Below are 14468 nucleotides of genomic sequence, written 5' to 3'. Positions count from 1 at the left end.
TCCATCCGGCGTATTTTGTGTATGTGAAGGGAGCGGTGGGCGCGGGTTGCCGACCGAATGCACCGCTGCCCCGTTCCGGGTTGTGGTCACAGCCTCGGCGCTGGCCGAGCCGGCTGTTCCAGCGAGCAGCACAGCGGCACAGGAAACCCCTACTACGCGCGCGATTCGATTTCGATCAATAAACACGAGAGCCTCACTATCCGCCCTTGAGGCCATTTGCGGGTGCGCCCGTGCAGACCAGCCGACGGCATCACGCCGAAAGGCGGGTGCACCAGAACAAGGGGCAGAGGTCCAGGAGAGTTCGAACTTCGACGATCACCACCGGAAGCCCGCTCTGGAATCCGCAGATACCATCCTGGCACGGGAAACGGGCGAGCGCGACGTGTCAGCCCCCGAGGACCGAATGCGCACGTGCTCAGGCACTTCTACGCGTCCATACCGCTGGACGCCGGCGAGGGAATCCCGGCCCTGAGTTCCCGCCTCGGTCAAGCCGACCCGGGCTTCACTCTCCGGGCCTACACGCACCTCATGCCGAGCAACGAGGGATTTCCCGGAAGGCGGTCGAAAGCCTCTGTCCGGCGTCACCCCCTCAAGATCACGACCCGGAGACGGCCCAAGCCGCCCAAGCCGCCCGAGACGGCCCCGGCCAGAGGCTGACGCCCTGGCCGGGGCTCTACTGGGCCGGATCACGCGCGGCGGATGCCGCGCCGTCGTCGTTGCCGTTGGTGGTCGTCGGGCGGTCAGCCCGCCGGGTGGACGGTGTAGTCGCCGAGGAGGTCGGCATAGACGTCGACAGCGGTGGAGCCCGCGTTGTACAGGTCGATCTCGCCGTCGGTGCCGACCTTGACCAGCGCGCGGCTGGCCACGGTGTGTCCGGCGGTGAAGTCGACCGAGTGCACGCCGGGGCGGGCGGTCCCGTCGGCGTAGGCGATGAGGTAGCCGGTGCCGGACGGCGAGGGCACGGTGAGGTTGAGGTCCACGGCGCTCACCCCGCTCGCAGGGACCCCGTGCGCACCAGTGACCTTGAGCTTCAGCGTGGCGTGGGCACCGAGCTTGGCGGTTTTGCCGCTTCCGGTGCCGGTGCGGGTGTTCAGGATCCGTGCCGGGCCGACCGGCTGGAACTCCGCACCGCTCGCGGTCGGGCCGTACCAGCCGACGAGGTCCGCTGCGAGGTTCGCCGACGCCCTGCTGGTGTTGCGCAGGACGACCTTGCCGTCCACCAGCGGGAGCACGATCTGGTCGGAGGCAGTCTGCCCGGTCGTCCAGTACGGGCCCGTCACGCTGGAGCCGGAGGTGCCGTGGGTGGAGACGGTGAGGCTGCCGGAGGCCTTGGTGGTGGTCGCCGCGACGTTGAGCACCACCGCGTTCGCCCCGGTCGGGACGCCGTGGGTGCCGGCGACTGTCAGTGTCACCGCGCGGCCGCCGGCGACCGGGCCGGTGCCACTTCGGGTGTCGAGGAGGCGGACCGGCGTGGCCGGGTGGTAGGTCCGGGCGAACTGGGCGTGCGATTGGAGGCCGACCGTGGCGACCTCGACGGTCACCGGGCCGGAACTGCCGTTGTAGACGTCGACCGAACCGGTCGGAGTGACCTTGACGGTCGCCTCGTTGGTGGCCGTCCGGCCGGGCTCGAAGTTGATGCTGGAGGTGCCCGGCCGGGTGGTGCCGTCGGTGTAGAGCGTCAGGGAGCCGCCCGCCCTGGCCGCCCTGGCGACGATCTGCAGTTGGGCCGCGTCCACGCCGTCGGAGTCGGCCTGCACGGTGGCCGCCGAGAGCTTCAGGACCCCGTGGGCCGCGATGGTCTTCTCCGTGTCGAACTGCGGGGCCATGGGGACGAAGGCGTCCGCGGCGTGGAAGGTCGTTCTGGCGGTGGCGACCCGGCCGAGCGCGTCCGTCTGCGTCAGCGTGGCGGTGTACGTGCCGGGGGCGGGGTACTGGTGCGGCACCTCCTGCGCGCCGTTGGCCAGGTTCTGCTCGCTGCCGTCGCCGAACGTCAGGGACCGGTACGCGACCTCCCACACGTCCGCCGGTTGCGGAACAGTGAACCGCGCGTACCCCGCGTTGACCTCCCCGTCGCTCGTGGTGTCCGCAACGCCGGACAGCGACGCGGCGGGCGGTGTGGCCGTAGCCGCTACGAGCGGGACGTACCGCCCTGTCCGGCTCGACCCGTCGGTATCAGTCACCGTGATGCTCGGGGTGTACCTGCCCGGCGTGGTGTAGGTGTGGGTGACCGGGGCGCCCGCGGCGCCGGTGACCGGGACGCCGCCGTCGCCGAAGTCGACCGAGTACGTGAATGCCTCGCCCCACGAACTGGTGGCGCCATCGGTCCTCAGCGAGGTGACGAACGGTGCGAGCCCGCTCGTCGGCGAGGGCGTGTCGCCGCCCCGGAGCGAGATGGTGTCCTGCCGCTCGATGGCGCCCCGGTCGGGGCGGGTGCTCGCGCTGGTGCCGGTGTCGGCGACGAGCGGGTCGTCGACGCGCGAGGCGCCTTTGATGTCGGTGGTGAGTTCGCCGGGCGCGTCGGCGTCGGCCGAGTCGATGAGGGCGGAGTGTTCGTTCGGTGCCGTCAGGGACAGCATGTTGAGTCCGTCGATGTCGTGCGCACCCTGCCCGGTCGCGTCCCGCAGCGCCGCGGTGGTGGAGTAGGGGCTGCCGGCCCAGGAGTACTCGGGGCGCGGCCGGGTGCCACCGGGTGCACCGTTCGCCGCCACGTTGTAGTCGCCGGTGACCTGGGTCGCCGAGTCGGCCGAGACCGTGTAGAGCGGAGCGGTGGGTGCCGGGCACGTGTCGCTCTGCCTCGCCGTCGTGGAGGCGACCACGTTGTTCTCCACCGCCCCGGAGCTCCCGCCGTCCAGCGAGATTCCGGTGGCGCAGGGCGCAATGACCGTATTGCTCGTCACGTTCGCGCCGGTCGTCCCCTTCACCACGATGCCGCCCAGCCCCGGGGTGGTCACCACGTTGGTCGTCGCGGTGACCCGCGCCGCTCCCGGCTCCACCCGCACGCCGTAGGCGTATCCGTCGCCGATCCAGTTCCGCGACACGGTCACGTCCGAGGACGCGCCGTCCACGGTGACCGCGGTGCCCGCGCTGGGGGCTCGCACTGCGGGGCGGGGGAACGACAGCCGGTCGAGGCCGACGCCTTCGGAGCCCGTCACCGCCACCCCGTCCCCGCCGCGGTACCAGACCCCCAGGTATTCGACCCGTACGTCGTGCACCGCTTTGAGCGTCAGCGCCGGCGCGGAGCCGGTGGACGCGAGCTCCGCCCACGAACCGCCCGCTTTGACGGGCGCCCCGGTGAACGTGATCGGGGCGTCCTTGGTGCCCGACCTGGTCAAGGTCACCGACTCCGAGTACGTCTGATCGTCCACCGACTCGATCCGGACCGTCTGCCCCGGTTCCACCACGTCCGCCGCCGCCTGCACCGTGCAGAAGGGCGCGCTCTGTGTGCCCGCGCCCGTGTCGCTGCACGCCACGTCGTGGTTCACGTACAACGTCCCGGCCGAACCCGCGTCCGCCGTCGCCCTACCGGCACCCCCGCCGCTCATCACCCCCACCACGATGAGCACGGCCACGGACACCCCGACAGCGGGGCGAGGTCTATGCATGAGGTCTCCACGAAGCGTTCGCGGTGGGGGCGGTGAGCCCCTGGGCGGCGTGCTGGGGTGCTGAGGTTCAGTGCCGGGTCGTCGACCGACGTCGACCGACCGAGCGCGCGACGAGAATGCCGGTTGAGGGTGAACGGTCCCTGGAGGTCCGCCAGTTGGCCGTCGCAGGTCGCCACTCGAGCACGGACACGCAGCCGTCATCGTGTCAGTCCCCGTCTCAAGAAACGGCCATGATCCACCCTTGCCTTGCCCAAGACCGGTCCGTCCAGGGCGTGTTGGGGCGAGCCGTTCATCCCGGCCACAGCGGGCCGGTCTCCGTGGCCCGGCTCTCCGGCCACGAGCAGATCGCACCGGTCCGTCCTGATCGTTGACCAGCGTTCACGGATGCGACTGGATGTCTGGTCTAACGATTCGGAGAACCTCCACCCCACTCGCCACTCCTCCCGCATACAGTGCCCTGCAGACCGGCTTTTCTGAACGCGTTCAGAAGTTCGGGGGAGGGGTCCACGGGGAGGGTTTCGCGCGATGCGCAAGGGGGCAAAGGCCGCCGTCATCGGCAGTGTGTTCGCCGTGATGGTGGGGGGTGCCGGGTACGGCGCCTTCAATGTGATGTCGGCGCTCAGCGGGAGCGAGGGCGGGGGCTCGGGGAGCGGCGGACCCGCGGCCGTGAAGACGGGGCCGCCGAGCAGCGCGGAGGTCAAGGAGACCTCGACGAAGTTCTTCGCCGCCTGGGAGCGGGGGGACGCCGCCAAGGCCGCCGCGTACACCAACTTCGCCCAGAAGGCGCAGGAGTTGCTGGCCGGATACCGCGACGACGCACACCTCACCGGTGTGAAGATCATCCCGGGGGCGGCGACGGGAGTCACCGTGCCGTTCTCCGTCAAGGCGACGGTGTCGTTCGAAGGGAAGTCCAAGCCCTTCGCGTACGACTCCCGGCTGACCGTCGTACGCGGCGAGACCACCGGGAAGGCGCTGGTCGACTGGAAGCCGTCCGTCGTGCATCCCGAGCTGCGGGAGGGGGACACGCTGGTCACGGGCGATTCGGCGAGCCCGCCCATCGAGGCCGTGGACCGGAACAACGTTGTCCTGACGAAGGAGAAGTACCCCTCGCTGGGACCGATCCTGGACGCGCTGCGCGAGAAGTACGGCGACACGGCGGGCGGTACGGCCGGAGTCGAGCTGGCGATCCATCACGCGACCGAGGGCGCGGGGGACACCGCCCTGGTGACCCTCGCCAAGGGCAAGGCCGGCAAGCTGCGCACCACCCTCAGCGCGAGCGTGCAGGCCGCGGCGGAGAAGGCGGTCGCCCGGTACGCCGAGTCCTCCGTGGTGGCCGTGCAGCCGAGCAGCGGTGAGGTGCTGGCGGTCGCCAACCACCGTGCGGACGGCTTCAACGCGGCCTTCCAGGGCACCCTGGCCCCCGGCTCCACGATGAAGATCATCACCGCGGCGATGCTCATCGACAACGGCGTGACCACCATGAACGGCCCGGCGCCCTGCCCGGAGACCGCGACCTGGCAGAGCCAGACCTTCCACAACCTCACCAACCTCGCGCCGAACGAGAAGGCGAGCCTCGCCAACAGCTTCATGCGGTCCTGCAACACGGCCTTCGTGAAACTGATCGACGAGAAGCCGCTCACGGACGAGTCCCTGACGACCGAGGCACAGACCCGCTTCGGCCTCGGCCAGAACAACTGGAAGACCGGCATCCCCTCCTTCGACGGCAGCGTCCCCGCCTCCGGCGGCCCGGACCGCGCCGCGAACGCGATCGGCCAGGGCCAGGTCCAGATGAGCCCGCTGAACATGGCGTCGGTCACGGCGACGGCGATGACAGGCACCTTCCGGCAGCCGGTCATCGTCTCGCCCAAGCTCGACGACCGGGAACTGGCGACGGCGAAGGGCCTGCCCAGCAGTACGTCGGCGCAGCTGCGCGCGATGATGAACCTCACCGCGACCAGCGGCACCGCCGCCCAGGTGATGGCGGGGATCCGCGGCGACATCGGCGCCAAGACCGGCTCGGCCGAGGTCGACGCCCAGTCCAAGTCGAACAGCTGGTTCACCGGCTATCGGAACGACATCGCGGCCGCCGCGATGACCCAGGGAGGCGGTCACGGGGTGGACGCGGCCGGTCCGATCGTCGCAGCTGTGCTACGAACGGGCGGCTGAAGTCACCCTTGACAGGGCGGGACCCTAGGGTAGGGGTTCTCGTTGAGGAGCATGAGGGTGCCGGGGGACTTGGGGAACAGGCGGAGGATCGAAAGCTGTGGGGAACAGAAGGCGCGTCGCCGAGCGACGAAAGACGAAGCCCGCCGTGGTCGGCGGGCTGATCGCGGTGGTCGTCGGCGGCGGGGCGTTCGGCGCCTACAGCCTGTACGGCGGCGGGGCGTCGGCCGAGGACCGTACGTCGGAGACCGCCGCCCACAAGGCCGTGAAGACCGGTCCGCCGTCGGCGGCCGAGGTCACGGCGCTGTCCACGCGGTTCCTGACCGCCTGGCAGAGCGGTGACGTCGCGAAGGCGGCCGCGGCCACCGACGACTCGGCGGCCGCGACGACCTTGCTGACCGGCTACGGCAAGGACGCCCACATCACCGGCGTCAAGCTGACTCCGGGCACGGCGTCCGGGTCCTCCGTCCCCTTCTCCGTCAAGGCCACCGTCACGTACAAGGGCAAGAGCAAGCCCCTGGCGTACGACTCGAAGCTGACCGTCGTGCGGCGCGCCAAGGACGGTGTGGCGCTGGTCGGCTGGAAGGCGTCGGTCGTGCACCCCGACCTCCAGGACGGCGACCGTCTGGTCACCGGTCCTGCGGGCACTCCCCCGGTCACCGCTCTCGACCGCGACGGCGGCGAGATCACCACGGCCAAGTACCCCTCGCTGGGCACGGTGTTGGACGGGCTGCGCGAGAAGTACGGAAAGATCGCCGGCGGCAAGGCGGGCATCGAACTGCGCGTGGTCCGCAAGGCCGCCACCAAGGGCACCCAGAAGACCCCCGACAAGACCCTGGTGACCCTCAGCGAGGGCACCCCGGGGACCGTGAAGACCACGCTCAGCCCGACCCTCCAGGCCGACGCCGAGCAGCAGGTCGCCAAGAAGGACCGGGCGTCCGTGGTCCTGATGCGCCCCTCGACGGGCGAGATCCTCGCGGTCGCCAACACCAGCCACGGCTTCAACACGGCCTTCCAGGGCTCGCTGGCCCCCGGCTCCACCATGAAGGTCATCACGTCGTCGCTGCTCATCGACAAGGGGCTCGCCTCGGCCGACAAGCAGCATCCGTGCCCGAAGTACGTGACGTACGGCGGCTGGAAGTTCCAGAACGACGACAAGTTCGAGATCAAGGGCGGCACGTTCAAGGCGAGCTTCGCGCGCTCCTGCAACACCGCTTTCATCAGCCAGGCCAAGAAGCTGTCGAACTCCGACCTGACGAACCAGGCGCAGCAGTACTTCGGCCTGTCCATGAACAACTGGGCCATCGGCGTCCCGTCCTTCGACGGCTCGGTCCCGGTCCAGTCGGCGGCCCAGATGGCGGCCTCGCTGATCGGTCAGGGCGGGGTCCGCATGAACCCGCTGAACATGGCCTCGGTCGCCTCCACGGTCAAGACGGGCGCCTTCCACCAGCCGTACCTGGTGTCTCCGACGGTCGACCACCGCAAGCTGGCGACGGCCTCCCGCACCCTCTCCGCCACCACCCTCGCCCAGCTCCGCGAACTCATGCAGTACACGGCGTCGTCCGGCACCGCCGCCGAGGCGATGTCCGGCCTCGGCCCCGACTACGGCGCGAAGACCGGCTCCGCGGAGGTCGACGGCCAGAAGAAGCCCAACGGCTGGTTCACCGCGTGGAAGGGCGACCTCGCCGCGGCGGGCGTCGTCCAGCAGGGCGGCCACGGCGGCGACACGGCGGGCCCGATCGTGGCGGCACTCCTGAAGGCGGGAAGCTAGCCAGGCGGGGGACCAGGACCTGTCCGGGCGGGGCGCGGGTCGGCCCGGAAGCGACTCGGGAGTGACTCGAGACCGGCTCGGGAACGACTCGGGAGCCATGTCAGTGGGGTCCTCTACGCTCCGCGCATGACGTTCTCCCTTCCCGCAGGGCTGCCCGCGGGACTGCCCGCAGGCCGTGCCGTCCCCGACGGCTCCCCCGTCATGTGGCGCTCCGACACACCTCCGTCGGACCCCCTGGCCTGGTGGACACGTTGCCAGCGGCAGCAGGGCGAGACCGGTCTGCTGCCCATCCTCTGTTACGGGGACGACGACCGGCCCCGCTCGCTCGACCTCGCCGAGACAGCCGCCGTCGACCTCGAAGCCGAGCTGGAGCAGAGCTGGCGCGCGTACCGGCGTGACCAACTCGCCCGGCTCTCCGCCCCGTCCGAGCCGCTCGAACTGCCCGAGGACATCGCGCCGTTCGTGGAGCCGTGGGAGGACGACCCCGGCGCGCCCTTCGACCACTGGCCCGGGCTGGCCCCCGCCACCCTCGCCTCCTGCGGCGTCGACCCTGACGAGGCCGCCCGCTCGGCCTTCGCCCACCTCATGGCCGACGACCCGTACAACGCGACGGACGCCCGTCTCGGCCTCGTCGCCGCCGCGCGCAGCGCCGACATCCCCGCCGTCCTCGGCTGGCGTGCACAGGCACCACTGCCCCTGCTCTGCGCTCTCCTGCGCAGTTGGGAGGACCGCTTCGGCGCCCGTGTCCTCACCGTCGTCGGAGCGACGCTGTACGTCTCCGTCGCGAGCCCGCCGCGCGACGAACAGCAGGCCGCCCACATCGCGCTCGAACACCTCCTGACCACCGCCGACAACATCGTCAACGACCCCCCGACCCCCTTCCCCCGTTACGCCGCGTCCCTGGTCGATGCCCCGCTGTGGCGCTTCTGGTGGGACTAGGACCGGTACGAGACCCGGCACCCGGCGCGCCGGAACTCGCTCGCGTGCCTCCTACACCGACCGATAGCGTGCCGCCCATGACGACCGACACCGCCGAAGAGTCCGGAGCCCACCCCCGTTTCGCCGAGGCACTGGCGGAGCTGGGCCTCGCTGATCTGCTGCCGCGCATCCGCCGCTTCCCGGACGCGACCCGTACCGCCGAGGAGGCCGCCGCCGCGATCGGCTGCGAGCTGGACCAGATCTGCAAGTCGCTGATCTTCGCCGCGGACGGCGTGCCGGTGCTGGTGCTGATGGACGGGGCGTCGCGCGTGGACGTGGATCTCGTGCGGCGGGAGCTCGGGGCCGGGAAGGTGACGCGGGCCAGGGTCGAGCTCGTACGGGAGACGACCGGGTACGCGATCGGCGGGGTGCCGCCCTTCGGCCACCTTACGAGGACGCGGGTGCTCGCGGACCGTTCGCTGCTCGACCACGACGTGGTGTGGGCCGCGGCCGGCACCCCGTACACCGTGTTCCCCATGGACCCCAAGACGCTGGTCGCGCATGCGGGCGGCACGCTGGTGGACGTGCGCGAGCAGCACCCGTGACCCCGCTGGTCACCACGGCGGTGCTGCTCGCCGCGGTGACCCACGCCAGTTGGAACGCGATCGCGCACCGCATCACCGACAAGGCGCTCCCGGCTCGTCCCCGTCCTGCTCGCTGACGTCAGTTGCCGACGTTCTCAACCCAGCGTGAGCCATCGGATGTCCAGGCGGCTGACGTCCGATGCTTCCTCCTTGGTGATCGGCTCGCGCCCCGTCGCCTTGCGCAGGAAGCGAAGCTGACCCCAGCTCAGCTTCTCCAGTGCCGTTGCCCCATCCGGTCCGAGCAGAAGATCCTGCACCAAATCTGCTGCCTGGGAGGTCAGCCACGGCTCGCGTCCCAGGGCGTCGGCCAGGTCCAGGCCGTGCACGGCGACCTCAACCACGCGCGTCAGCAGGAACTCCGACAGGAGCATCGGATCGCCGTGCCGGGTGCGCACCACACGCCCTTCGGGCTCGGCCCGGCACAGTCGGTCCACCTGTCGCCACGTGGCGTTGAAGTCCTCGGCAAGCACGGCACCGTTGAGCTGCTCGGCCGCATGATCCTGGGCCAGGGCGATCCGAGCCGCGTTGGTGTCCGGAGCGAAACGGTCGTCGGGCCGGTAGTACTCCACTGCCGAGACCTCGGCACGGTTCGGCGCCGGCGCGGCCAGCATGCCCGGCAGCCAGGCGATCACCACCCGGACATGCGCCAGCAACTCGCTCACCGTCCACGGCGCGCACCGCGTCGGCAGACGCCACTCGGCCCCCGAGACCCCCGTCATCGCCCGCGCGAGCTGCCCCGCCTCAAGACGAAACGCTGCAACCACCCGCCCCTGCTCCATGCCGATCAAGCTACCCAACCCAAACCGGCGCAGCAGTTGATCTCAAACCCGCACCGGTTGCCGACCCGATTGCTCCGAAGGTCGCCGGGTACTCTCCTCCCGTCGTTGGCTGAGGGGAGTCGCCGAGTGGCTCGGTCACGTGGACCTGTTCTGCGCACGCGGAGGCTGGTGATGGAGCCGATCCGCCGCGAGGACAGCGACGATCTGTTTGAGGCTGTGGTCAGTGAGGACAGCGTCATGCGGTGGCTGGCGACCGGCCGTGCGGACAGCCGGTCGGCGGCCGAGGCCATGTGCGACGATCACGTCGCTCATTGGGCCAGGCACGGCTACGGCGACTTTGCGGTCAGGGACGCGGCAACCCATGCCTTCCTCGGGCGGGTGGGACTGCGCAACCGGGCCTGGTACGGGACCGACCTCGGCTTCGCCGTGCATCCACGGGCGCAGGGCCGCGGCATCGCAGGAGAGGCAGGCCGTGCCTGCTTGGACCTGGCGTTTCGTCGACTCGCACTCCCGGTCGTCTTCGCGTTCGTCCTGCCCGGCAACACGGCCTCGATCGCGGCGCTGCGCCGCCTGGGCGCTCAGGAGGCAGGAACCGTCCAGTCCAGCGGCCTGCACTGTCTGCGGTACCGGTTCGACCCCACAGCCGGCCCGGCCGCGGCGGGGCATGCGGTGCACGACGGTGATGACGGTGACGCAGACCTCCGACTGCGCTATGCGCCCGGCCCCGGCGCCCGGGAGGACAACGCCGCACTCCACGACGGTCTGCCCGACCCCTTCGGAGTCGACGGACTCGGTCTGGTCCGGGCGGACAAGGAACACACGCTCACGGCCGTCTGTGACGGACGGCTGGTGGCTTCTACGGGGTGGCTGCTGCGGGAGATGGCATTCGATGGGGCACCGCGCCGTGTCGCCGGGCTGGGCAGCGTGCTGGTGCACCCTGCCCATCGGGACCGGAGCATCGCCAAGACCATGATCAGCGTCGCGGTCGAACACGCACGGGCGGCCGGGGCCGAAACGGTGATGCTGCTCTGCCACCCGGATCTGGTCCCGCTCTACACGCAGTCCGGATGGCGCCGGATGTCTGCGCCGGTCACCTTCCGGCAGCCTGTCGGCACCCGGCTCCGCCCGCCGGCCACCATGACGTACGACCTGGCCGAGCTGCCCCGGCCCACCGTCGGCGTGGACCTACAGGGCCTGCCCTTCTGACGTGCTGGGCAGGGGTTCACCGATGGGTCAGGCCGCCCCGGCAAGAGAGCGTCCGCTGGGGTGGCGAGCAGTGGGCTCGGGCAGATCAGAAACACAGAAAGTGCTTTTGAGCTGCAACGACAGGACTTGCCGAGGGTCCTGTTGGCTGCAAGGGAAAGAGCGCTTTCCAGGTGAGAGGGCCTGTCTCGTCGTACCCGCACGTCCGTGTCCCTGCCCGTGTCCGTGTCCGGGGAGACGGTCGACACGTGGTCGCGCGGGCCGGTGCGGTCCTGCTCCTGGAGACGGTCCGCAAGACGGGCCTTGACCAGGCGATATCCGCGGCACCGGCGCCCTGGCGGAAGCCCCGGGCCGTCCACGATCCCGGGAAGATCCTCTGGACCTCGCGCCGGCGGTCGCGCCGGGCGTCCCGGAAGCCGCTCGCGGGCCCCTTCGGCTCGCGGCTTGCCGTATGGGCTGCGGTGTGGCGCAGTGCGCAATATCTCTCGTGCAGCTAGGCCCTGTCGGTCGGCATTCGGCGGTTCAGTCGGTGGCGGGTCTCGTGGGGATGGCCGCGACTGCCGCTGCGGTCATCTGCCGTGCGGTGGTCACGAGGCTGGCGATCGCGTCGTCGGGGGTCAGACCACAGAGGTCGATCAGGGCGAACAGCGACTCGGCGCTGATCACGAGGGCGAGACCGCGGACCAGTTGTTCCACGTCCGCGCGCTGCGCGGAGCCGCACCTGTCGGTCCACGGGGCAAGAGCGTGCTCGATGAGTCCGAAGCGGTGGGCGGGACGGTCCTTGGACATCGAGGGTTTCGCGATGGTCGAGGCGACTACCACCCGGACGGCACCCTGCCTGCGCAGCACCGCCCGGCCGAGGATCTCCGCGGCCTGACCGATCCGTTCGACCGGGTCGTCGCCGCGCGTCGCCGATCGCAGGACCGCGACCAGATCCTCCGTCATCACGGCGGCGCGCAAGAGTGAGAGGAGGTCGGGGAAGTAGCGATAGGCGGTCGCTTCGGAGACCCGTGCCTCGGCCGCGACTGCCGGCATCGTGATCTCCGCCCCGGTGTCGGCGAGGTCGCGGGCGGCCGTGACGATCGCCGACCTGGTGCGTTCCATCTGGTTGCTGAGCCCGTTCGGGCGACTCCGCTCGGCCATGATCATCCTTCCGTGCCGACCGAAAGCATATCGGGCGAGGCCACCGAACAAGAGGGAACTATTTTTTTAAGAGTCGACTTGCATGGATGTTCGGATCGACCATAAGGTCCTGGCGTTGGCAACCCCACCAGTCAGGGAGAAGACTTCATGGCCAAGGTGTCGATCACCGGTCCCGGCGAGGGCGAGCTCATCGTCAACGGCCCGTCGACGATCCGGATCCTTGAGGACGGCAGCAACACCAACCACCGCCTGGGGATGGGTGAAATCACCATCCCCCCGCACACCGCTGGTCCTCCGCAGCACCGCCATGCACAGCACGACGAGGGCTTCTACATACTTTCGGGCAGCGTGCGGTTCACCGTCGGGCAGGACGACTACGACGCCGGAGCCGGTACGTGGGTCATGGTCCCGCCGGGCGCACCGCACACGTTCGCCAACGTGACCGACGACACGGCGGTCATGCTCAACACCTTCACTCCGGACCTGTACGTGCAGTACTTCCGTGACCTCAAGGCCATGGTCGAGTCCGGGCGGCCGTTGTCACACGACGCCGTCGCAGAGGTCTGGACGAAATACGGCACCGAACCGTCGACCGAGTACGCCTCGTGAACGTTCTCCTGGGGGCCAACGCTGTCGCCGCAGTCGCCGGCATCGCTTTCGCGCTGGTGGGAGGTGTACGCCCGGCGGCGCTGAGTGAGAGCGGTACGCCGACCGCCGGCGAACGCTTCTACGGCTGGATGTACGCGACCAGGGGGGTGCCACTGGGGGTGGCGGCCCTCGTCGCGCCGCTCGCGTGGTCGGGTCCCGCCGGCGCGCTCATCCTGTGCGCGGCCGCCGCGGCCCAGGTGGGCGACGCCGTCATCGGAGTCGCCACTCGGAAGGGGACGATGATCGCGGGTGCCTCGCTGCTGACCGCGATACACGTCGCAACGGCTTTCGCCACCGCGTGAGCGCGGCTCACTCTCGAGGAGTTCCGCAACCGGCACTGCTGATCGTGGTGCCGGGACCCAGCCCGGTCCCATGTCCCGGGCCCGGAGGAACATCGTGATCGCGACGATCCTGCTGGGACTGTCGTGGAAGCCGACCGGGTGAACCGACGGACCTCGCAACGACAGAAGTCGCACCGACAGACCTCGAACCCGACGGAACTCGAACTCGACGATCGAGTGCGGGTGGCCCTCCGCCCTGTCGCCCGTCGCGTCGTGACCAAAGACCCAAGGGGTCGCGACTGCTCGAATCCGTATGCGTCCACCAAGGGAGACAAGCGCATGCCCACCACCCTCGAACGTGTCGTACACGCCTGCGTCCTGCTCGACTTCGACGGCGCGAAGATCCTTACCGACCCCTGGTTCTCCGAGCGGGTGCTGTACCGCCAGGGCGAGCCGCGCAGCATCGCCACCGCGGCCGACCTGCCTCGGCTGGACGGCATTCTCATCAGTCACGCCCATGACGACCACTGCGACCTGGGCGCGTTGGCCCGTTACCCCGACAAGAGCGTGCCCATCGTGGTCAACCGGGGGACCGGGAAGAAGGTCCGGGCAAAAGGGTGGCGCAACGTCACCGAGCTCGACCCCTGGCAGTCCACCCGCCTCGGCCCGGTACGCGTCACCACCGCGCCGGCCGGCCACGGCGTGCCTGAGGTCACTTACCTTCTGGAGGCTGACGGCACGACGGTCTTCTTCGGCGCCGACACCCGCCGCATACCCCAACTCAACGAGATCGCCCGGCGTTTCCCCGACATCGACCTGGCCCTGATGCCGATCAACGAGCTCTCCTCCCGTCCGCAAGGCAACCGCCAAGAGGTCATGGACGCAGCTCGGGCCGCGGAACTCACCGCCCTGTTGCGCCCCAAGCTGGCGGTCCCGATCCACTACGCGTACACCCCCGGCGCGATCGGCGACCGGATCCTCGTGAAGCTCGACCGCAACCATCCCGAGCACTACAAAGACGCTGCCGGCGATCTGGCTCCCGACACCGACGTGCGCATTCTGCCCACCGGCCAGGTACTCACGCTGTGACCCGTGCACAGTCAGCACCGAGCCAACCCGTCCGACAGCTCAGCCGGTCCGGAGCGGGCCTTCTGCGAGTTCTCGGCCGACTCGCGGAACTTGAGGGCGAGTTGGCCGGTTCCTTCCGTGAAGCGGGCCGTCCGCCAGGTGATCAGGACAGAAGCGCATCGGGTGGTACCCGCGTGTCCGCGCTGAGGGCGGCGGACGCGGGGTGGTCCTGCCAAACCCCGGCCGAC

11 protein-coding genes and 2 pseudogenes are annotated in these 14468 nt (G+C 70.1%); 10 read left to right on the top strand and 3 right to left on the bottom strand.

Features of this window, described 5'->3' with window-relative positions:
- Positions 1-740: 740 nt before the first annotated feature.
- Positions 741-3602 (bottom strand): PKD domain-containing protein, encoded by a 2862-nt coding sequence (locus ACZ69M_RS42575; protein ID WP_470058603.1) that lies wholly within the window; start codon positions 3600-3602, stop codon positions 741-743.
- Between the two features lie 525 nt (positions 3603-4127).
- Here ACZ69M_RS42575 and ACZ69M_RS42570 point away from each other — a divergent pair.
- The 5 genes and pseudogenes from ACZ69M_RS42570 to ACZ69M_RS42550 all read left to right on the top strand — a co-directional run.
- Complete coding sequence (locus ACZ69M_RS42570) at positions 4128-5768, top strand: penicillin-binding transpeptidase domain-containing protein (protein WP_470058601.1); 1641 nt, start codon at positions 4128-4130, stop codon at positions 5766-5768.
- A gap of 97 nt (positions 5769-5865) precedes the next feature.
- On the top strand, positions 5866-7536 hold the full coding sequence (locus ACZ69M_RS42565) for a penicillin-binding transpeptidase domain-containing protein (RefSeq protein ID WP_470058599.1): 1671 nt from the start codon (positions 5866-5868) through the stop codon (positions 7534-7536).
- 126 nt (positions 7537-7662) lie between these two features.
- Positions 7663-8475, top strand: coding sequence for a DUF4253 domain-containing protein (locus ACZ69M_RS42560; protein ID WP_470058597.1), 813 nt, complete (start codon positions 7663-7665; stop codon positions 8473-8475).
- 77 nt (positions 8476-8552) lie between these two features.
- Positions 8553-9059: a YbaK/EbsC family protein gene (locus ACZ69M_RS42555; RefSeq protein ID WP_470058595.1), complete on the top strand. Its 507-nt coding sequence runs from the start codon at positions 8553-8555 to the stop codon at positions 9057-9059.
- Positions 9056-9142: pseudogene (locus tag ACZ69M_RS42550) on the top strand (EamA family transporter); the annotation flags it as partial. The gene ACZ69M_RS42555 and the pseudogene ACZ69M_RS42550, both read left to right, overlap by 4 nt.
- Before the next feature lie 51 nt (positions 9143-9193).
- Here the strand turns inward: ACZ69M_RS42550 and ACZ69M_RS42545 are convergent.
- Positions 9194-9877 carry a maleylpyruvate isomerase family mycothiol-dependent enzyme gene (locus tag ACZ69M_RS42545; protein ID WP_470058593.1) on the bottom strand — a complete coding sequence of 228 codons (684 nt, stop codon included), beginning with the start codon at positions 9875-9877 and terminating at the stop codon, positions 9194-9196.
- A gap of 171 nt (positions 9878-10048) precedes the next feature.
- Between ACZ69M_RS42545 and ACZ69M_RS42540 the strand changes: the two genes are divergently transcribed.
- Both ACZ69M_RS42540 and ACZ69M_RS42535 read left to right on the top strand, forming a co-directional pair.
- Positions 10049-11083 (top strand): GNAT family N-acetyltransferase, encoded by a 1035-nt coding sequence (locus ACZ69M_RS42540; RefSeq protein WP_470058591.1) that lies wholly within the window; start codon positions 10049-10051, stop codon positions 11081-11083.
- Positions 11084-11253: 170 nt separating this feature from the next.
- Positions 11254-11457, top strand: a pseudogene (locus ACZ69M_RS42535) (IS1380 family transposase); the annotation flags it as partial.
- A 145-nt stretch (positions 11458-11602) separates the two neighbouring features.
- Here ACZ69M_RS42535 and ACZ69M_RS42530 read toward each other — a convergent pair.
- Positions 11603-12223, bottom strand: a complete 621-nt coding sequence (locus ACZ69M_RS42530; RefSeq protein WP_470058589.1) for a TetR/AcrR family transcriptional regulator — start codon at positions 12221-12223, stop codon at positions 11603-11605.
- Between the two features lie 147 nt (positions 12224-12370).
- Between ACZ69M_RS42530 and ACZ69M_RS42525 the strand changes: the two genes are divergently transcribed.
- The 3 genes from ACZ69M_RS42525 to ACZ69M_RS42515 all read left to right on the top strand — a co-directional run bounded on the left by ACZ69M_RS42525 (position 12371) and on the right by ACZ69M_RS42515 (position 14241).
- Positions 12371-12832: a cupin domain-containing protein gene (locus tag ACZ69M_RS42525; RefSeq protein WP_470058587.1), complete on the top strand. Its 462-nt coding sequence runs from the start codon at positions 12371-12373 to the stop codon at positions 12830-12832.
- Positions 12829-13173 (top strand): hypothetical protein, encoded by a 345-nt coding sequence (locus ACZ69M_RS42520; protein ID WP_470058585.1) that lies wholly within the window; start codon positions 12829-12831, stop codon positions 13171-13173. The genes ACZ69M_RS42525 and ACZ69M_RS42520 overlap by 4 nt, the downstream gene beginning before the upstream one ends.
- A gap of 318 nt (positions 13174-13491) precedes the next feature.
- Positions 13492-14241, top strand: coding sequence for an MBL fold metallo-hydrolase (locus ACZ69M_RS42515; RefSeq protein WP_470058583.1), 750 nt, complete (start codon positions 13492-13494; stop codon positions 14239-14241).
- Positions 14242-14468: the final 227 nt, after the last annotated feature.

It is taken from the genome of Streptomyces sp. NPDC107454, assembly GCF_055582885.1.
Note: the sequence above shows the minus strand (reverse complement) of the source record. Positions and strands in the feature narration are given on the sequence as shown.